This is a genomic window from Paraburkholderia sp. RL17-347-BIC-D (genome assembly GCF_046027915.1).
In the GTDB taxonomy this organism is placed as follows: Bacteria; Pseudomonadota; Gammaproteobacteria; order Burkholderiales; family Burkholderiaceae; genus Paraburkholderia.
The window spans coordinates 156,775-176,523 of sequence record NZ_JARESS010000014.1 but is presented as its reverse complement, the minus strand read 5'-3'; the positions used below and the strand labels follow the sequence as shown (position 1 = coordinate 176,523).

Here is a 19,749-nt window from a genome sequence, read left to right as displayed (position 1 = left end):
GCTCAACGCAGCGACCGGAAGCTCACGCGAATCTCTTCCGAGAATACTTGCGGCTGCTCCCAGGCTGCAAAATGTCCGCCTTTTGGAAGGCGGTTATAGTGAATCAGCTTGGGATATGCCTTCGCTGTCCAGCTTTGCGGGGCAGCGTAGATCTCATCGGGAAATACGCTGACGGCAACCGGAATGGCGACGTGCTTGGGAGCAAAGAAGTTGAGCTTGTTTTCCCAATACAACCGCGCCGAAGAAATTCCCGTGTTCGTGAGCCAATAGAGCGTCACGTTCTCGAGAACGTCGTCTCGCGTCAGCCCCTCGGACTGACCGTCAAATACGCGCGCGATAAGTGCCTGGCTGGCGGCGTCGTGGTCGAGCATCCACGCGGCAAGGCCGACAGGCGAGTCTTCAATTCCGTACAACGTCTGCGGGCGGTTCGTCATCTCCTGGGCGTAGCCAAGACCGTGCTTGTAGAAAAAGTCGAGCTGGTCGTAAGCGTGCCGCTCGTCGGCTGAGAGGTCGGCCGGCGGCGGGTTGCCGTACTTGAGCGCCTCTGCAATATTGTCCGGTACGGTGGCCGGCATGTTGGTGTGAATGCCGAGCAGTTCCGGTGGCGCAAGCAGGGCCATCTGCTCCGTGACAGCATTTCCCCAATCGCCACCTTGCGCCACATATCGCGTGTACCCGAGCCGCTTCATCAGTACGACCCACGCACGTGCAATGCGAGCAGGGTCCCAGCCGGTCGCGCTCGGTTTGCCTGAGAACCCGTAACCCGGGAGCGACGGAATCACGATATCGAATGCGTCCGACGCCATCCCGCCATGAGCGGTCGGGTTGGTCAGCGGACCGATGATCTTCAACTGCTCGATGATCGAACCGGGCCACCCGTGCGTGACGATAACCGGCAACGCGTTGGCGTCTTTCGAACGAACGTGGATGAAATGAATGTCGAGCCCATCGATTTCGGTGACGAACTGCGGCAACGCGTTCAGCCTCGCTTCGACTTTGCGCCAGTCATAGTCGGTCGCCCAATACCGTGCGAGCTTCTGCATTGTCGCGAGCTGCACGCCTTGTGACGCATCAGTCACGGTCTCCCGCTCAGGCCACCTGGTCGCCTTGATACGCCTCTTCAAATCGATGAGTTGCGATTCCGGCGCGTGTACACGGAGTCGACGAATAGCGGTCTTGTCACCGCCGCTCGACTTCGTGACTTCAGTGATGGTTTGATTCGTATCCGCGAAAGCAAGTCGGCTCAATGAGCCCGCAATCGCGGCCGCCGCCGCCACGCCGATAAAGCGACGGCGCGATGGGGTTTGGGGAAGGATATCGTCAGCCATACAAGCTCCTGTTGGCAATGAATCAGATGAGGTGGAGCGATGGGCGTGGCGGCAACGCAATATCCTGGGCAAACACGTTCACGATTGTCCAATTGAGTCGTCTATAGAGGCAGCCAGTTGGCAAGCCTCGCATCGTTATCGCTTCAACCGACCGCAAACCGCCGTTCGCAGTAGTTGTAGCGATTGTGTGGAAGCAAGCCCTCCGGGTAAATGGCCAAGTTAGAACAACAGTTGTGTCGATCGCGAACAAATCCGTTGCGCCAGGCTTTTTTGGCCATTGCCGTGTGGACACGATGCGCGAAAAGACACTGGCGAGTTTTATGCGGCGGCGACCGTATCGGTTACACAATCCGGCATTGCTTCACACCGCTCAATATGGTGTCCTGATTCTTGATTGACCGATGCAGTCATGCTCATTGGTATCTGCCGAGTGGGTGCCTACACTAATTCCTGTGGACCGAATGCCCCGCGCGTTCTTTCTTCCGCGAATTTCTTCAGCATCAAAAAGGAAGCGAACATGAAACTGACCCACTTGGTGGTGGCAATGGCCGCAGGCGCACTGTTTCACAACGGCAGCGCGATAGCACAGAACGACCAGGCAAGCACCGCCGCGAATCAAAGCGCGCAACCGGAAACTGGCTCGAAGCAGGAGTTCAAGATCAAACGCGTGACGCCGGCATACTGGCGCGTCACCATCGACCATCCGCCGTTCAATATCTTCGGTCCGGAATCCATACCGCAGTTGAACAGCGTGATCACCCAGATAGAGAACGATCCCGAACTGAAGGTCGTGGTGTTCGACAGCTCAGTACCCGGTTTTTTCCTGACTCACTATGACTTTGTGCCGCCCCTCGAAGTCACGACGCGCATGCCCCCCGGCCCGACAGGCATGCCGCCGCTACCCGATATGCTGACTCGCCTGAGCCGCTCTTCCGTGGTGTCGATCGTGTCGATCCGGGGCCGGGCTACGGGCGTTGGCAGTGAGTTGTCCCTTGCGTCCGACATGCGCTTCGCCAGCCGCGAAAAAGCCGTGCTTTCCCAATTCGAAGTAGGCGCCGGTTTCGTTCCCGGCGGCGGACCGATGTCCCGTCTTCCCCGTCTGATGGGGCGAGGCCGCGCACTGGAAATTCTGCTGAGCGGCAACGATATCAACGGCGAACTTGCCGAACGATATGGCTATGTCAACCGCTCACTTCCGGATGCCGAACTGGATAAGTTCGTCGACACCCTGGCTCGCCGCATTGCATCCTTCGACAAGCAGACCATCGGGGAGATCAAGCACTTCGTCAACATCTCCACTCTCCCTCCTGATAGCGAGGTTGGGCCACAGTGGGACGCTTTCATTACCTCCGTACAACGTCCAGCGGCGCAGCAGGATATCAAGAAGCTGATGGAACTTGGATTGCAGAAAAAGCCTGACGTGGAAATTCATCTCGACCGGTACACCGGCAAAGTCAATCAACCGGACAAGTAATCCACGCGCTTCGCAGTTGGCCGAGCTATCAACCGCCAGACTTACGTCGGCAACTGCGTGCCGGCCTGCTCGGCGACGATATAGCTGGCGTACCAGTCCGGCCAGTTTTCGTCATGCTGTCCGGAGAGTTTCTCATGCTCGCCATGCGCGGCCGCGGCGCGCCGTAGCGCCCCTGCGAGTTCTATTGCCGAAGCGAATGTCGTGACCTGCGTGTCCACCCTTCCAGCGAGTCGAGTGGTCACTTCCTGGAAGACCCAGCCATTTCCGTCAGGATCGCTGAACGAGGCAAAGGAGCCGTAGCTGCGCCGTTCCGGTTGCGGGCCGCTCACGCGCCCTTCCTCGCCCGCATGGTGGAAAAGGCCGCCGGCGTCATGGAAGACTTCGCTCACGTCGATGCCTCGCTCGACAAGCTCTGAGTGCGCCCTGTCTATATCGGACACAATGAGATGGAGTCCCTGCACCGAACCCGGTTCTTCAGTCGTGACGCCCTTGCCGAAGAGAACCGAGCATTGCGAGCCTGGGGGCGTGAAATGGACAACTCGAAACTGCTCGTCCTTCGCGATATCGACGTCGAGCCTCCAACCTAACCTGGCATAGAACTCTTTCGCGCGATCGACGTCGGAGACTGGGATGACAACGATCTCGAGCTTCATGTCGACCGTCCGCGCTGTACCAGCAGCCGTGTCGGCTTGGTTGGTTGTTTGTGCATTGCTCATGTCAGGCTCCTCGTGTTTCGGTGATTCAAGGGGTGACTCATACGTTTGCGATCTCGGCGACTAGCCTTCCTGATCTGGAATATCCAATTCCAGTTTTCGGCCTGATCGGATTGTTGTATCCGATGACTTACCAAAGGGCCGGTCGCTAATGTGAGAAGTCTCCGGGAAACCTCCGTGCCAATAAAGATTAAAGGAGGAAAATCAAAAATGAACAACTCTCACGAGTGCCGGGAGAGCAAATGCCTTGCGAAGTACTAGCCGGTGTGACGCTGCAGACAACTTACCGTCTGTGCGGAAACCGCCATCGTGGCCGCACACCTTCAACCCGTGCCCGTCGCGCCTGACTTGTTCCTCACACGCAAGTCTGTTTGTCGCTGGAGGGTATTCGAACCCAGCGCCAAAGCGCCTAGATTAGCCCCTTATCGGAGCCGTGGACCCGATCGGCAACAGAGCCCACTCAATGGATTTGGAGGTTCTCTATGAGCACGTCACAAAAGGTCGTCGTCGTTACCGGCGCGTCGCAAGGCATCGGCGCAGAAGTCGTCAAGGCGTTCCGCAAGCTCGACTATCGCGTGGTCGCCACCGCGCGCAGCATCAAGCCGTCGGAGGATCCGAATATCCTGACCGTGGCCGGCGACATCGCCGACCCCGAAACCGCCCGCCGCGTGATCGGCGAAGCCGTGACGCGCTTCGGCCGCATCGATACGCTCGTGAACAACGCCGGCATCTTCGTCGCCAAGCCTTTTACCAGCTATACCGCCGAAGACTATGCAGCGGTCACAGGTGTGAACCTGAATGGCTTCTTCTACATCACGCAGCTCGCCATCGCTGATATGGAGAAGCATGCCAGCGGCCACGTCGTTAGCATCAGCACCACCCTGGCCGACCACGCGATCGACGGCGTGCCTGCCGTACTCGCCGCGCTCACCAAGGGCGGCCTGAACGCGGCAACCCGCTCCCTCGCGATCGAATACGCCAAACGCGGCATTCGTGCCAACGCGGTTTCGCCGGGCATCATCAGGTCGCCGATGCATCCGGCGGAAACGCATGCGGCGCTCGGCGCGCTCCATCCGATGGGTCATATGGGCGAAATGAGCGATGTCGTGAACGCGATCCTTTATCTGGATTCCGCCCCTTTCGTCACCGGCGAGATCCTGCACGTCGACGGCGGCCAGAGCGCTGGCCACTAAGCGCGACCGTGCAATAGCAGGCTCCGGTCCGCACGACCGGACGCCGCTAGCCTGCAACCGGTTTGTCGAACAGGATCAAGGAGAACATCACGCCAATCGCCACGACGGTCTATGAACCCGGCGGCATCAGACTCGAATTCGATTTCGACCCGCACAGATGACGATCCAGCTTTGCCTGGCGAGGGACCTCATTGCGACGATGCCAGCGTCACCGACCCACCTGTTCGAACGGCGAAGGCCGCGCATACCGCGCCTCAACCGGCCGCCAACCGTAATCTTCCCGATAGTCCTTCAACGGCAAAACCGTCTCTACCTCCTTGACGTCATGTCGAGCCGACGATCTGAAAAACTGGGTGCAATAATCGACGAATGTCCTGAGCCTCGCCGGAAGCAGTTCCCGGTGCGAGTAGAAGAGACAGATCTCAACCTTGTTGTCGGATGTCGTGCACAGCGGCAAGATATGCGTAAGGCGCCTGGCTTCGATATCCTCACGCACCATGGTTTCAGGCAATGCGGCAATACCGGTCCCCATCAGTGCCGCTGCCCTAAGCAATATCTCGTTCCCGTCCATCGACGACATGGGAGACACGCTCACCCGCGCTTCGCTCTCCAACAGATCGACAACATCCACGCCCTTTTTCCGTGAATCCGTGTCCAGCAGAAGAAAGTGATGGGTCAACTCGGCGGCGGTTTTAGGAATACCGTACTGCTCAAGATAAGCGGGCGCTGCAACAAAGATGCGCTGCGACCTCGACAATGTGCGGCGAATCACGGCAGACTGCTCGACAAGATGCGGCGGAAGAATCGCCATGTCGAATCGGCCGTCATACAGGTTTGCGGCCCCCTCCTGAACGGAAACGATCAGATTCACATTAGGGGCAATGGCGTGATAGCCCCGCACCAGGCGTGCAAAGGTTTCGCTCATCAGCATCGGATGCACGATCAGCCGCAACTTGCCACTGTCGACTTCACGCGAGCGCGTAATGCGACGGTTCGCTTCGTCGAGTTCTTCGAGCAAACGGCAGCAACTCAGATAGTAGGGCTGTGCCGCTTCAGTCAAAGAAACGGACCTTGTTGTTCTAAGCAAGACCCTCGTCTGGATGCACCCTTCGAGCTTGGCGATCGCCTTCGATACCGACCCTGTGGTCACATTCAGCGATTCCGCAGCCTTGCTGAAGCTTTGATACCGCGCGGCAGCAACGAATGCACGCAACATGTAAAGCTGGTCCATCTCGCACCTCACTGGTCGATGTAAAGATGTAGAGCAGAGTATTCAGGTGCCGTGGATCGTCACTGGCGACGCAATCCAAACAACCGGGAAACGAATGCAGGGTAAGCGCGATCGCCGCGTGGCGCCATCGTCCGATATGGTGTAGCGCATCGTGCGCTCGCGTGCTCGACTAATACGTTCGGATGCGCGCACCAATCCAGTCCGAATGCTCCTTCGGCAACTTCCGCTTGATCTCAGGACGCGGCTATCGCACCGCTTGATGTGCTAGCGAAGCTTCGTGGCACTTCGCGAGGGCGGGAATACAGGAAGAAAATCAGCTGGCGAAAAGGAGGACACCTAGACCTGGCTCGCCTGCAACGGTTCGATCGCATTGAGGGCCGATTCGAGGATCATCGCGCGGGCATTGACCGGTGCGGGTTTCGAGCGCTGCGGATGAAATATGCGGTCCCCGCGCCTGATCCGTTGCCCGCTCAACACGCATGTCCCTGATACCTTGGCGTTCGCGACCCGCCAGACCTGGGCGCCGTAGAAGCAGCTCGTCGGGTCCCGCCACGCAATGGTCACGGTGAGCGAGGTGGTCCGCTCAATCAGACTCACCTTCAGGTGAGGCAAGCCGCTAGTACCTGGCATCGCCTCGAAACCATAGGATGATCCGCGTTTTGGCACGGGCGTCGTATCAACGCCCGCATTCGGGCATCGTAATCCCGATGACAACAGTCGTATCGTCTGAACCCACGGGTCGACTTGGCTAACCAGCATGGCCGCGCTCCTTACGAATCGAAACGTAACGTTTAATTCTCACTGAACGGGACGCCGCGCCGGTAACAACGCATTAAGCGCACCGAACAGACGCCCAATGACTCAAGCGCCTTGGGTACGGTTGCCGCTGCGTCTCTCTCCCTGGCCATGCTCGATGTGGCGGCTCGTCAATCTATCGGCCCGTGCGTCCGCGTATTTGCTCCGAAGCCATGATATGGCGATTGAGGTGTGGACAGAATGCACGTTTTAGGAAAAGGGCTTTTTCCGCGGCAACATTTCTGGCATGAGCCCGATTGCTTCCGTGTCTGCGCCCAACGACCGGCACAACCGCATTCTTGCGCGACGTGCCTACGGTCTGCGCCCAGTTGGTTCGCTCATGCGGCGAGGCGCATGAGCGTCTGTTGAACGCTGGCCGCCGTAGCGTAGCCCGAACTGAGCTGCCCAATCTTTCCGTTCAGATCAACAAACAACGATGGGAAGCCCGACACGCCCAGACGCCGGGTCAGTGCGAAATCTGCACGAGTTGCCTGTATCGCTTCGTCCGAGGACCAGACGGTGAGGAACGCATCGGCGTCGACGTCGAACCCCGCCGCCTTCAACGCCGACGCGCCGATCTCCGCGAGAATCCGACCGTCCGTGGTATCAAGTCCATCAACATAGAATGCCCGCTGAAACGCGCCGAAGACCGTCAATAGATTGACCGTAGGCTTGATCAGACGGGCCGTTACCACGGCGCGGCAGACCGGTTCAGTGTCATAGACAAAGTTCTTCCTCGCAAGCAACGCGTCGCGATTGAATTGCGCGCCGCTCAGTTGCTCGACGCGGGCCCAGTGCGTCAGGCGAAACTGCTTGCCCGCGTCATCCAGAACTTGCGTGGAACCTGCGGCCAGGCCACCCAGCACAACCTGTACTTCAAGGTCGGGCATCGCCTCTACGATGGTTGTCATCTCTTTGTGGAAGCCATAACACCATGAGCACATTGGGTCGCCTACAAATATGAGTTTCATAGCTGATTCCGTAAAATTTCTCTGTTGCGCAGGCCCGTTGCGCCGATCTTGAGGAACACGGTGATACGCCGCCGGGTGAAGTCTGTCGAAAAGGATCATAGAACCGAACCGTGGTGCCACGAACCAGGCTAGCCTCAATTCACTTTTTACACCGTGTAACCAGGAGCTCATTACTCGCCGATAGCTGGTCTACTCGCATCGACATCCTCGAGACCGGATTTCGCTCCTATTGGATATACGGCCGTATGAGTTCCACACGCTTTTTCAGAGGCCATGCCACCCGTTCGTACAATGTCTTTCAGCGGCTGGGCCGTGTACCTTGATCTCATGGCGAGTGCGAGCGTCTCGCGCGCCACCGATCAGGAGGGCGAGTCGTGAATGCAAGGGAAACAGCAGATCCGGTGATCAGTCTGCACGGCGACGCGCTCCCGTCAAAACCGCGCTGGATTCAGAGCGACGCCGACACAGTAAATGCACGCTCCGAGCGGATATTCAAAACACTCGTACTTGTCGTCTGCGGGTGGTCGTTGATTGAGGCGCCGCTAGAGTTGGGTGTATCCGACGTACACGCGGGGTTGGTCGCCCTGCTCCTGTCGAAGCTCGTGGTGCTCGGCACAGGTCTCGCTGCCGTTGCCAAAGCACGCTTTGCTCGCGAAACTTTTGCGTTTCTCTGCGGCGCGAGCGTGTTGGCGATCGCACCCGCACTACCGATGGAATTCAACCATTCCTTCGCGATAGCAATCTTCTCGTCGATCGAATGCTTCAGCAAGGCCGCGTGCGTGATCGCACTCGGCGTCGCATCGTCGCGAGAAAAGCAGTCGCGCCAGCAATAGCCACATCGAGTCTTCAGGACTCACCTATCCCAAAGTATGAATCGATCTTCGGATACGCAGGATACGACTTCCGTCATGCCGACCGCTCGATTCGTCAGAAGAAACGGAATCCTTGCTTTATTGCCTTCGAGCTACCGGGCAACGGTATGAGTTGCCGCTCAATGACATCAGGAAAGACCATGCGCAACGGGTAGCGATAAGCGCGAGCATTGCTTACTATACGAAAAGTATCGGCGTCACTTAGCGTAACGAACTTTTCGAAGATCGAGCGATGAAACATGACAACGTTGGGGCGGGAAGTCAATCATTGCCGGACTCGCTTGTGTATGTGGTCGACGACGACGAGTCCATTCGAGGCGCCCTAACCTCTCTACTCATGTCAGTCGGCATTCACGTGCGGGCGTTCGAATCGGCCGACGATTTTCTGGCCACGGACATGCCGGACGTGCCGAGCTGTCTCATTCTCGACGTTCGTCTGCGCGGCACGAGCGGCTTGACCCTGCAGCAGGAGCCCTTTAAAGAGAGTGTTCGATTCCCGGTCATATTTCTGACCGGGCACGGCGACATCGAGATGTCCGTCAAGGCCATGAAGGCGGGCGCCTTCGATTTCATGACAAAGCCGTTCAAGGATCAGGATCTGATCGATACGATCGCCGCTGCCTTGAAAAGGGATATTGAATTAAAGCGTCAGGAAAGGATCGTTGCGGGCATCCGTCAAACATACGATTCGCTGACAGCGCGCGAGCGGGAAGTCATCAGGCTGGTCGCCGACGGGCTGTTGAACAAGCAGATCGCCGACCTCCTGTGCCTGAGCGAGGTAACGGTCAAGATCCATCGGGCCCAAGCGATGCATAAGCTGCAGGCGCGCTCAGTGCCTGATGTCGTCAGGAAGTTACAGCAGGTGCTGCCTCTGCACTAAGTGCGAGTCAGCCATTTCTGTATTCGCTGCACTCTCGCCGCCATCTTCGGCCGGGATCGATCCCGGCTAATACGAACTGTCACTAAAATCATTCTAAGGTCTTATTGTCGCCTCGTCCGTAGGCCTGTAATTTGCCTAAAGGATTCAGCCTTTCTGAATCCTTTCGATGCCGTACGGACTCGAGATGAGAACAAAGCGCTCTCCTGCAGTTATCGGGGTAGTGGACGACGACGAATTCGTCCGGATGGCGACATCCAGTTTGCTTCGTTCGGCAAACTGGAGAGTCATTGTCTATGAGTCCGCCAACCATCTTCTGGGTGATACGCGCCGATCGGAACTGAAGCTTGTTGTCGCGGACATTCACATGCCGGGCGTGGACGGTTTCGCGCTGCTTGAATCGATCAAGCTATGGAAGCAGCCTGTTCCTGTCATTTTCATTACTGCCTATGCGACGCAGGAGCTTCTCGAGCGAGCCGAAGCCGGCGGAGCCGCCGGTTTCTTCTCAAAGCCAGTGGACGACGCACGACTGCTCGCGCTGATTGGCGCGATATTGCAGAAGTAACCTGGCCGAAGGTCCGTCCGTTTGTCAGCGTGTAGCGCGATCGCCTAAACGTTGCCCGGATGCGAGACGTTGCCTGGCGCAGGCAACGTGAACTGAAAAGTGGCGCCCCCGGCGGAGTTCGACGTCACCCATAATCGTCCGCCGTGACTTTCCACAATCGAACGGCAGATCGGCAGTCCCATTCCCAGGCCGTTGGGTTTGGTCGTAAAAAATGCCTCGAAGACGCCTTCCAGATGTTCGGCGTCCAGACCTGGTCCAGAATCCTCCACGCTAATGCAGAGTTCGTTTGCACCGGACTGGCCGGTTCGGATCAAAAGCGTTCGCTCGCCGACGTCCATTGCACTCATCGCTTCAAGGGCGTTGATCATGAGATTGAGCATCACCTGTTGCAGTTGTACCCGATCGCCCTGGATCTGCGGCAATCCATCAACCAGCTGAACGACGAGCTCGACGCCGTGCTTGCTGGCTTCACTTCGCATGAACGCGATCAACTCGAGAATCGCTTCGTTGATGTCCAAGCCGTCTTTTCGCTGCGGCTCCTTTTTAAAGAAAGCGCGGGTGCGGTCGACGATGTTATTGGCGCGGCCGCCATCCGCGACAATCCGGTTGAGCGCCTGACGCACTTCGTCGAGATTGGGCGGGCGCGCCGCCAGCCAGCGTAAGGCCGCACTGGCGTAGGCAACCGTTGCGGTGATGGGTTGCTTCACTTCGTGGGCAATCGATGCCGATAACTGCCCCATCGTCGCCACGCGGTTTGAATGCGCCAGTTCCATCTGGAGTCCGAGATATCGCCGTTCGCTATCGCGCACGTCCTGTTGCGCCCGCTTCTGATCGGTCAGGTCGAGTATGAAAGCGACGCCCTGCCCTTCACGATCGCCGAACGCCGCCGCGCCGACCAGCACGGGCACCCGGCTGCCATCCTTGCAAAAGTACTCTTTCTCGAACGGTTTAGCGCTTCCGGCGGCCGTCAATTCCGCTCTCACCAATTCGTCGAGGTCACGCCACTCGGGCGGAGTCAAATCGGGCCACCGTATACGCCCTGAGAGCAGATCTTCCCGGCTGTAACCCACAATGCGCAGAAAAGCGTCGTTGGCTTCGACGACGTTGCCCTCAAAGTCCCAAATGTGGATCCCAATGATGTTCGAGTCCACCAGGCGCCGAACCTTTGCCTCGCGTTCCTGAAGGTCGGCATACAGACGGGTGTTCTCGAGTGAAATGGCGGCCTGTGATGCCAGCAAATCGAGCAGCGACGAGCGGCGCGCCGTAAAAACATGCGAAGTGGCCGTGTTCTCGAGATACAGCAGGCCGCCGAGTTTGCCCTGTCTGACCAGAGGCAGGCAGAATACGGACCGAGTGGCGCCGCTCGCCAGGTAGCTGTCCTGGGAGAACATGTTGGGTATCAACGCATCGTCGATGATGACGCTCTTTTGCGTGTGGATCACGTAACGCAGAATGGCGGCAGGGACGGCAGAATTGCCAGGCGGCTCCCGGTTCAACTCGATCCCGTTTCCATTGATGCGCGCCTCTGCCTCGATCCGGTAGCCGTTCGGCTGCTGCAGGACAACTAACAGGCCCCGATCGGCGCCCGCGGTCTGCAGCGCTATCGTCATCAGCCGCTCGATCAGACCTGTCAATTCGATCTCGCTGGAAAGGGCTTGAGAGGCCTTGAGCAGGGTCGCGGCGTCGAACTGCCGCCAATCGAAGCTGAGTGTCGACGTAGCATTGCTCCCGTCCTGATTGGCGAGGCGCGGGAATTGCCCGTCGAGTTGCGCGACTTTGCCGTCCGCGCCCCAAAAGGCGAAGCAATGACGCGCGTTGCGCAAATACGCATCGGCGCTCGTCCTCAGACCGCTGCTTAGATAGAAGCGGCCGGCAAGTTCGTTGGCGATGCCTTCGTGGTGTAGAAAACCATTTTCATGAGCGGAGTGGACCGCCTGTTCGTAAAGGCGCATGGCGTCGAGATCCCGGCCCTCCAGACGTGCGAGCTCCGCGCAAACCAGCGCGTAGCGGTTCTGATAGTTCTCCGGGCAGTGCTCAGCCCACGTTGCGAGCTTCTTGAGTTTCGCCGCAAGCATGCGCCCATAGACTTGCTGCTGTTCCTCGGATGCCTGCGGATAAAGCGCCGTCAACGTGAGCGCATGAAAGAAGTGATAGGTCGGTTCGATCGCCAGTGCCATGACAGAACTGAGGACCGCCTCCGCCCGGTCCGCGGCCTCCAGCGCGTCGGCATACCGGCCGTCGAGGAAGGCAAGCATCACCTTGATGATGCGATAGACGCCGATAGCGCAGCCGAAATTCGATCTGATGATGGCCTCGAAGCAGGCTGCTTCGTCGAACGTCTCGTCGTTCAGATTCAACGGTTCGGTCGTCTTGCCGCGCAGACTGATGACGAATTGCCGCTCGACCCGGATCAACTCGTACACCGCGTCGTTGTGGCTCTCCCGCGCGAGCGCCGCGTACTTTTCCGAGAGCGTTTGCACGTCCTCGAGGGCGGCGCCTTTCTCGATGGTCTGCCAAACCGCGTTGAATGCGACGTTGCCTGCAAAAACGAGGTCGCCCACTTCCAGGCACGCAGCGGTCGCCCGTTCGAGAACCGGCAGATTCGCGGCAATGTGGCAGCGCCAGAAATTGACGTGGGCGCCGTACAGGTGAAGCAGCTTTCCATTCAGGCGCCGATTGCCGAACTTCTCGTTCAGCTTGAGCGACATCTCTGAAAATTGCACCGCGGTGGGGATATCTCCGATCAGAGACACCAGCATCAGCGCGTAATTGCCGTAAGCAAAACTGGAGTTCTCGGTATTGCCGTGCTGCAGGGAGAGATTGACCGCCTTGAGGGTGATGAGCGGGTAAAACGCCGGCCGCGCGGCAAAAGCGCAGTTCATCGCCTGAAGGAGAAGGTTGACGATTGCACGGATCGCGGGATCCGTCGCCACCGGCACCTCGACCAGTTCGCCGATGGGACGCCCGGCCTGATTGACGCGAATGTCCCGCAATCCGTCATCGACGGCCGCCTGGATGTCCTGATCCGTCTCAGGAAAGAGGATGCCGAAATCGCGCAGCGCAACCAGCGCGACCGCGAAGCTCTCGTCATATCTCCCGGCGAGCTGATACAACTCGATCCGCAGGCTGAAGACCTTCGCACGATCGAGATTGGAGCGTGCTCTCGTGAGCATCATGTCGGCCAGCGCGTCGGCTTCCGCAAAATCGCCGGCCAGATATTCGCACTCCGAAAACGCGAGATAGAGTTCGAACGTGCTGTCGTAGCGCTGCGTCCACGCATCCGGCGACAGCAGCGCCACGGCTTGCGCCAGATAGCTGCGAGCGGCCGCGTAGGCGGTCGAATTCATCGCGCGCCGGCCCGCGCTGAGGTTCAACTCGACGACCTGCTCACGCTCCGGCTCCGCCTGGATCAGCGCCGCGCCGCGATTGAGATGGTTGACGATATCGAAGATGGGATCCTCGAGCGCTTCCGGCGGGGTCCGCGACACCAGCGCCCGGCCGATCCGCAGATGCGCGGCCGCCCGCTCGTCGGCGGGAATCAGCGCATAAGCGGCCTCCTGCACGCGGTCGTGTGCGAATTCATAGGCGTTGCCCACGCGAAAAACGAGACCCGTCCGCACGGCTTCCCACAGGTTCGTGTGCATCTTCTCTTCAGAGCCGCCCTGAACCCACGTCAGTGCGGTGACTTCAGCGACGTTGCCGAGACACGCCAGTTGCCCCAACGCGTCGCGCGTCAGCGCAGGCAAGCGGCTCAGCTTCGCCGCCATCAGATCGGCGACGTTCTCGGTAAAACCCTTCGCGCGAATGCGTGGCAAATCCCAGCACCACGCCGCGGCGCGCTGATCGAATGTGAGCAGGTCTTCATCGGCGAGCGCCGTCAGAAACTGGATCGCGAAGAATGGATTGCCGCCGGTCTTCTCGTGCACCAGTTGCGCGAGCGGCCCGGCTGTCGCGCTGTCGCAGTGAAGCGAATCGGCCACGAGTTGCGTGACGCTGTCCGGTGTGAGCGGCGCGAGCTCTATCTGCTGCACCTTTCTTTCGGCGTGGCTGATCGACTCGAGCGTGCGCGCAAACGGGTGCGACGCGTCCACCTCATTGTCCCGGTAGGCGCCGACCAGCAGAACGTGCTTCACGTCCGGATGCGTGACGAGGTGGGCAAGCAGGTCGAGCGTCGCCGTATCGACCCATTGGAGATCGTCGATAAACAGCGCGAGCGGATGCTCAGGTCGCGCAAACACGCCGAGAAAACGTCGAAATACCATCTGGAAGCGGTTTTGCGCATCCTGCGGCGGCAGAGCCGGCGCCGGTGGCTGCTCGCCGATGATGAGCGCGAGCTCGGGGATCAGCGTCACGATCAGCTGACCGTTGGGACCGAGCGCTTCCATTAGCGCGTGCCGCCATGGCTCGACCTCTGCGTCGCTCTGGCTCAACAGGTTGCGCACGAGCGTCTGGAAGGCCTGTGCAAAAGGCACATACGGAATGTCACGTTTGTACTGGTCGAACTTGCCGGACGCGAACAGGCCGCGTGGCGGCACCAGCACCCTGTGCAACTCGTTGACGACCGACGACTTGCCAATGCCCGGATAGCCCGAGATAAGCACCAGTTCGACCGCCCCGCTACCCACGACACGATCGAATGCTGTCACGAGCGCTTCGATCTGTGCCTCGCGTCCGTACAGTTTTTCGGGAACGAGCAACCGGTCGGACGCGTCGTGCGCCCCCAGCGGGAACGGGTCGACGCGCTGGTGCGCCTCCCATGCCGCGAGGCACGACCGCAGGTCGGCTTCGACACCCGCCGCGGTCTGGTAACGATCCTCGGCGGCCTTGGCGAGGAGTTTCAGCACGATGCCCTCGACCGCCTTCGGAATACCGTCGACGCGCTCGCCTGGCGGTGCCGGCCTGCGCGCAATATGGCAATGAATCCATTCCATCGCGTCCGATGCGGTGAACGGCAGCGAGCCGGTAAGCATCTCGTACAGTGTGACGCCAAGCGAGTAGAGATCGCTGCGCGTGTCGATCGAACGGTTCATGCGGCCCGTCTGCTCAGGCGCCATATACGCGAAAGTCCCGGCGACGATCTCCGGCGGCGCGGGCGGCTGATGTTCGTGCGGCAGTTGCGAGGCGATGCCGAAGCCGGTGAGCCGCACGTTGCCGTTCCCGTCGACGAGCACATTCGCCGGCTTGATGTCTTTGTGAACGAGCCCGCATCGGTGAACGTGACCGACTACTCTCGCCAGATTGACGGCGATGCGCAAAAAACGCGTGAGCTCCAGCGGACGGCCGAGTGAGCGATGGAGGGGCTCGCCGCCGTCGTCGTCGAGAACGAGCATGGGCGGCTCTCTGCGGTGATAGAGCGCGAGCGGCTGAGCGGCCCAGCTGGAATCGAGCAACGAGGCCAATCCGTATTCGTGCTCGAGCCGTGTAATGCTCTGCGTGACCGTACGGGTGGCGACCAGCGCGAGCACCGAGACGGGATGGCGGGGTCTCCGGGCTCGATACAGGGAGAAGTCGCCGTCATCGTGCAGCGGCTCCAACTCATATCCGGTGAGATCCACGGTGGACTCCACTGTCGACCGGAGCTAGTGGTTTGGCGATCGACCGGAGCGGGCCGTCGACCAGAGTTGGCGCTTTAGCGCTTACTCTGGTTCATAGCGCGCTACTCTGGTCCCATGCAAAGCACTGACTCCGATCCCATGCAAGATGGTTGCTGTAAGGCTGCGAATTCCATTTAGAAATTATTGTCCACGCTTCCCGCCTTCCCGGCTATTGCTTGCACCGCCGTCCCATTTATTGGATCACCGCCGGCGTGACGCCAGAAACCGGACCCAAAAAACGGCATGCGCGACGCGCTTCTCGCGCGTGCAGCATGCCGCTACATCAGGCTGGAGCCTTCCGATACGCCGCACTGAAACAACCCGGCGACGCGGGCCACTTACTGCTGCGGCAACGCGTAGGCAATCACATAGTCGCCAAGCTTCGTGCCGAACGAGCCATGCCCGCCCGCCGCGATCACGACGTACTGACGGCCGTTGATCGAATAGCTCATCGGCGTGGCCTGGCCGCCCGCGGGCAAGCGGGCCTCCCAGACCTGTTTGCCGTTGTTCACGTCGAACCCGCGAATGTAGTTGTCCGCCGTCGCGCCGATAAACGCGACACCGCCCCCGGTGACGATCGGACCGCCCAGCATCGGCATGCCCATCCTGAACGGCAGCGGAATCGGCGAACTGTCGCGCACGGTGCCAATGCGCTTCTTCCACACGATCTCATTGGTCTTGAGATCGATCGCGGAGATGTAGCCCCATGCCGGCTGCTTGCACGGCAAGCCGAACGGCGAGAGGAACGGGTTGATCACCACGCCGTACGGCAGGCCGTATTGCGGCTGGATGCCTGACTCCGTGCCGCTGCCCTTGGCGCCTGGCACCGGCTCCAGCGGATTGCCCGGGCCGCGCGGAATCAGACGCGAGACGAACGGCAGCGCGATCGGGTTCGCGACGGCGAACTGGCGATCGGTGTCGACGGCAATGCCGCCCCACTCGAACATGCCCAGGTTGCCCGGGAACACCAGCGTGCCCTGCAGCGATGGCGGCGTGAACGTGCCTTCATACCGCAGCTTGTGGAACATCACACGGCACACGAGCTGGTCGTACATCGTGGCGCCCCACATGTCGGCGTCGGTCAGGTCCTTCGACGGGCGATACGTGAGCTGCGAGAACGGCTGCGTCGGCGCAACGTGGTCGCCGGGGGCGGCGCCTTGCGGCACGGGCGTTTCGGGCGCCGGCACGACGGGGACACCCGTGCGGCGGTCGAGCACGAACAGGTTGCCGGTCTTGGCCGGCGCGTACACGACCGGCACGGTCTGGCCGTCCTTGCCGGTGATGTCGGCGAGCGTGGGCTGCGACGGCTGGTCCATGTCCCACAGATCGTGGTGCGCGGTCTGGTAGAACCAGGCGAGCTTGCCGGTCGATGCGTTGAGCGCGAGCAGGCCGCTGGCGTAGCGCTCCTGATCCGGCGTGCGGTTGCCGCCCCAGATGTCCGGCGTCGTGACGCCCATCGGCAGATAGACGATGTCGAGTTTCGCGTCGTAGGCGGACGGTGCCCACGAGTTGGGCGAATTCCACGTGTAATGCTCGCCCGCGCCCGGAATGTGATTCGGATCCTTCGCGCCCGGATCGAACGCCCAGAGCAATTCGCCCGTGCGCACATCGAAGCCGCGGATGACGCCCGACGGCTCGCGGTTCGAGAAGTTGTCCTCGACCGCGCCCGCCACGACGATCACCTTGCTGGTGATGATCGACGGCGAAGTGGGCTCGTACATGCCCGGCGTCGTGACCGGCTGGGCGTGTTGAAGGTCGAGGTCGCCGTGGTTGCCGAAGCCCTCGCAACGTTGGCCTGTCAGCGCGTCGAGCGCATAGAGGTGGCCGTCGTTGACCGGCAGGTAGATGCGGTGCGTACAGGCGGCCGTGGCATCGCTCGCTGGGGTGGTAGCGGCTGCGGCGGCGTCGCTTGCTGGCGCGGCGGCAGTTGCGGCGGTATCGCTCGTCGGCGCGGTAGCGGCTGCTGCTGTATCGCTCGACGGCGCAACCGCGGGTGCGGCCGCCGTGGCGCTAGCCGACAAATCGACATACGACACGCCGCGGCACGTCACGTGCTGGAACGACGGATCGGCCTGCAGCTTCGGATCGAACTTCCACTTGAGCGTGCCCGTCTTCGCGTCGAGCGCGAACAGAATCTGATGCGGCGAGCATAGGTAAAGCAGATCGCCGATCTTGATCGGCGTGACTTCGTTGGTAATCTCGACAGGATCGTTGGGCCCTTTCATATCACCCGTGCGGAAGGTCCAGGCCACCTGGAGATCCTTCGCATTCTCAGGCGTGATCTGCTGCAACGGCGAATAGCGCGTGCCTTCCTGGGTGCGCCCATAGGCGGGCCAGTCGGCGGCGTCGATCCCGGTGCTGGCGCCACTCGCGGGCGCAGCAGCGCTCAGTGTGCCGTTGACCTGCTGCGGATCATTGAAGTTCGCGTACACGAGCACGCCCGCCCATGCCACGAGCGCGACCACGAGCGACGCGACACCCAGCTTGCGCTCGCCCTCCAGCCGCCAGCTCATGAGCAGCAGCAACCATACGCCGAAGATGACGAGCACACCGGAGCGCGGCGCGAGCGCCCAGAAGTCGGGCCCCGACTCCAGCAGAGCCCAGATCGCCGTGCCGATCAGCACGAGCGCATAAAGCACGAGCGCGGCGGGACTGCGCCGCCAAAGCAGCCAGGCCACGCCCAACAGCACGATGCCTGTGATGAGATAGTAGGCGGAGCCGCCGACCGCGAGCAGCCATGCGCCACCGATCAGCAGATAGAGCGCGGTCAGCACCGTAAAGAGCAATGTGATGACGCCGATCACGCCCCGCGAATTCGACTGACTGGTCATGATGATCTCAACCCTCTTGAGTGGATGCAGCCTGCCGCCAGTACCGACGCCGAATTCACGCGCCGGAGCACGGTAAAAAGCATATCAGAACGTGTGCATCATTCCGACGTACACGCCGGTTTGCGATTCGCCGGCTATCGGGCTCGTCGGCGAGGACGAATCGCGCGGCGTCGCGAACACCGAGAACGTACCGTTCCTGCTGTTGTTCACGTAGGCGACGGTCCCGTAAAGAAAGGTACGCGAGTCTAGGTTATAGGTGGTCCCGAGTGCATAGAGCAAGGCATGGCTGCCAGGATCGTGCGAAGCATCTCCGGTACCTTCGCCTACCCGGATATAAAAGCCCGCCGCCGTCATGGCCCAGCGTGGCGTAGCCTGATAGGTGGCGCCCAGCCAGTAGTGGTCGGCGCTGTCGGCCACGCCTGCGGGCGAATCGGGCGCCGCGTAGTGCGTGTAGGCCGCCTGGATCTTGAACTTCTGCACGCGCACGTTCGCACCGACGAAATACTCGCGCGAGGCCGTGAAGATGTTGGATAAGCGCCCGCTCGAATCGCGTAGCTCGTCGTAGATGCCGCGCACGTCGAAGAGCGGTGAATGGTACGTGAGCATGATGCCGTCCGAGCGGCCGAACTCGCCTTCGGCGCCGTTGTTGAAGCCGCTCGCCTGATTGCCAAAGGCATACTGGCCCTGAACGTCGAAGCCATGAAAGACCGGGCTGTGGTACTCGACGTTGTTGCTGGTCTGCTGCCAATTGCGCCCGCGCACGAGCGAAGCCGACGACACGGCCTGCTGCACGAACGGATCGAATTCCCAGACACCGTCGCTGTCGATAAAAAGATTGCGCCCGGCCTGCAACTGGCCCCACGTCTCGTTCTTGAGGCCGACATACGCGCGGCGCGAGAAGAGCCTGCCGCCGCCAGTCGTGCCGTTCATGATCTGCAGCGCGGTTTCGAGGTCAAACAGTGCGGACATGCCGCCACCGAGATCTTCGGTGCCCTTGAAGCCCAGCATGCTGGTACCCCAGTCGCCGCCTTCCGCGCTCCAACGGCTCGAACTGCCACCCGTGCCGTTGGCAATGTGATTCAGGTATTCGACACCGCCATCGACACGGCCATACAGCGTCACGCTCGATTGTGCCGAAGCAGCCGTGCTGGCCGCGAGCAGGACGATACCGCACAGTTGATATTTCACGAGAGGTTCCAGGTTGATTCTCCTTTCGTTCTCCTTTCTGCCCGAGCCTCCGCTGTGCTGATGGATAGCGTCGTCAGGCACGAGTCAAAGCCGGACCGCCAACACAATCGCTCCCTC

Annotated in this window: 13 protein-coding genes; 5 read left to right on the top strand and 8 right to left on the bottom strand. The window is 60.4% G+C overall.

Features of this window, described 5'->3' with window-relative positions; translation table 11 throughout:
* Nucleotides 1-2: 2 nt before the first annotated feature.
* Nucleotides 3-1,328, bottom strand: coding sequence for an epoxide hydrolase family protein (locus P0D96_RS20850; protein WP_132374904.1), 1,326 nt, complete (start codon nt 1,326-1,328; stop codon nt 3-5).
* A 517-nt stretch (nt 1,329-1,845) separates the two neighbouring features.
* Between P0D96_RS20850 and P0D96_RS20845 the strand changes: the two genes are divergently transcribed.
* Nucleotides 1,846-2,802 (top strand): enoyl-CoA hydratase/isomerase family protein, encoded by a 957-nt coding sequence (locus P0D96_RS20845; RefSeq protein WP_408315077.1) that lies wholly within the window; start codon nt 1,846-1,848, stop codon nt 2,800-2,802.
* 41 nt (nt 2,803-2,843) lie between these two features.
* Here P0D96_RS20845 and P0D96_RS20840 read toward each other — a convergent pair whose 3' ends face one another.
* A complete protein-coding gene (locus P0D96_RS20840) occupies nt 2,844-3,518 on the bottom strand; it encodes a VOC family protein (protein WP_408175709.1) in 675 nt (224 codons plus the stop codon).
* A gap of 479 nt (nt 3,519-3,997) precedes the next feature.
* Here P0D96_RS20840 and P0D96_RS20835 point away from each other — a divergent pair, with 479 nt between their 5' ends.
* Nucleotides 3,998-4,708, top strand: a complete 711-nt coding sequence (locus P0D96_RS20835) for an SDR family NAD(P)-dependent oxidoreductase (protein WP_408175711.1) — start codon at nt 3,998-4,000, stop codon at nt 4,706-4,708.
* Between the two features lie 208 nt (nt 4,709-4,916).
* Here the strand turns inward: P0D96_RS20835 and P0D96_RS20830 are convergent, their stop codons facing one another.
* The 3 genes from P0D96_RS20830 to P0D96_RS20820 form a co-directional block, all read right to left on the bottom strand.
* Nucleotides 4,917-5,939, bottom strand: a complete 1,023-nt coding sequence (locus P0D96_RS20830) for a LysR family transcriptional regulator (RefSeq protein WP_408175712.1) — start codon at nt 5,937-5,939, stop codon at nt 4,917-4,919.
* A gap of 336 nt (nt 5,940-6,275) precedes the next feature.
* On the bottom strand, nt 6,276-6,569 hold the full coding sequence (locus P0D96_RS20825; protein ID WP_408175713.1) for a DUF3331 domain-containing protein: 294 nt from the start codon (nt 6,567-6,569) through the stop codon (nt 6,276-6,278).
* Between the two features lie 503 nt (nt 6,570-7,072).
* Nucleotides 7,073-7,705, bottom strand: coding sequence for a DsbA family protein (locus tag P0D96_RS20820; RefSeq protein ID WP_408315075.1), 633 nt, complete (start codon nt 7,703-7,705; stop codon nt 7,073-7,075).
* Nucleotides 7,706-8,079: 374 nt separating this feature from the next.
* On the opposite strand from P0D96_RS20820, the gene P0D96_RS20815 reads away from it, so the two are divergent.
* The 3 genes from P0D96_RS20815 (at nt 8,080) to P0D96_RS20805 (ending at nt 10,019) form a co-directional block, all read left to right on the top strand.
* Nucleotides 8,080-8,538: a hypothetical protein gene (locus tag P0D96_RS20815; protein ID WP_408280564.1), complete on the top strand. Its 459-nt coding sequence runs from the start codon at nt 8,080-8,082 to the stop codon at nt 8,536-8,538.
* Nucleotides 8,539-8,809: 271 nt separating this feature from the next.
* A complete protein-coding gene (locus tag P0D96_RS20810; RefSeq protein WP_408315073.1) occupies nt 8,810-9,457 on the top strand; it encodes a response regulator transcription factor in 648 nt (215 codons plus the stop codon).
* Between the two features lie 220 nt (nt 9,458-9,677).
* A complete protein-coding gene (locus P0D96_RS20805; RefSeq protein WP_408175717.1) occupies nt 9,678-10,019 on the top strand; it encodes a response regulator in 342 nt (113 codons plus the stop codon).
* A 44-nt stretch (nt 10,020-10,063) separates the two neighbouring features.
* On the opposite strand, the gene P0D96_RS20800 is transcribed toward P0D96_RS20805, so the two are convergent.
* The 3 genes from P0D96_RS20800 to P0D96_RS20790 all read right to left on the bottom strand — a co-directional run bounded on the left by P0D96_RS20800 (nt 10,064) and on the right by P0D96_RS20790 (nt 19,632).
* Nucleotides 10,064-15,574: a trifunctional serine/threonine-protein kinase/ATP-binding protein/sensor histidine kinase gene (locus P0D96_RS20800; RefSeq protein WP_408315071.1), complete on the bottom strand. Its 5,511-nt coding sequence runs from the start codon at nt 15,572-15,574 to the stop codon at nt 10,064-10,066.
* A gap of 377 nt (nt 15,575-15,951) precedes the next feature.
* Complete coding sequence (locus P0D96_RS20795) at nt 15,952-18,444, bottom strand: glucose/quinate/shikimate family membrane-bound PQQ-dependent dehydrogenase (protein ID WP_408315069.1); 2,493 nt, start codon at nt 18,442-18,444, stop codon at nt 15,952-15,954.
* 84 nt (nt 18,445-18,528) lie between these two features.
* Nucleotides 18,529-19,632, bottom strand: a complete 1,104-nt coding sequence (locus P0D96_RS20790) for a porin (protein ID WP_408315067.1) — start codon at nt 19,630-19,632, stop codon at nt 18,529-18,531.
* Between the last annotated feature and the right edge of the window lie 117 nt (nt 19,633-19,749).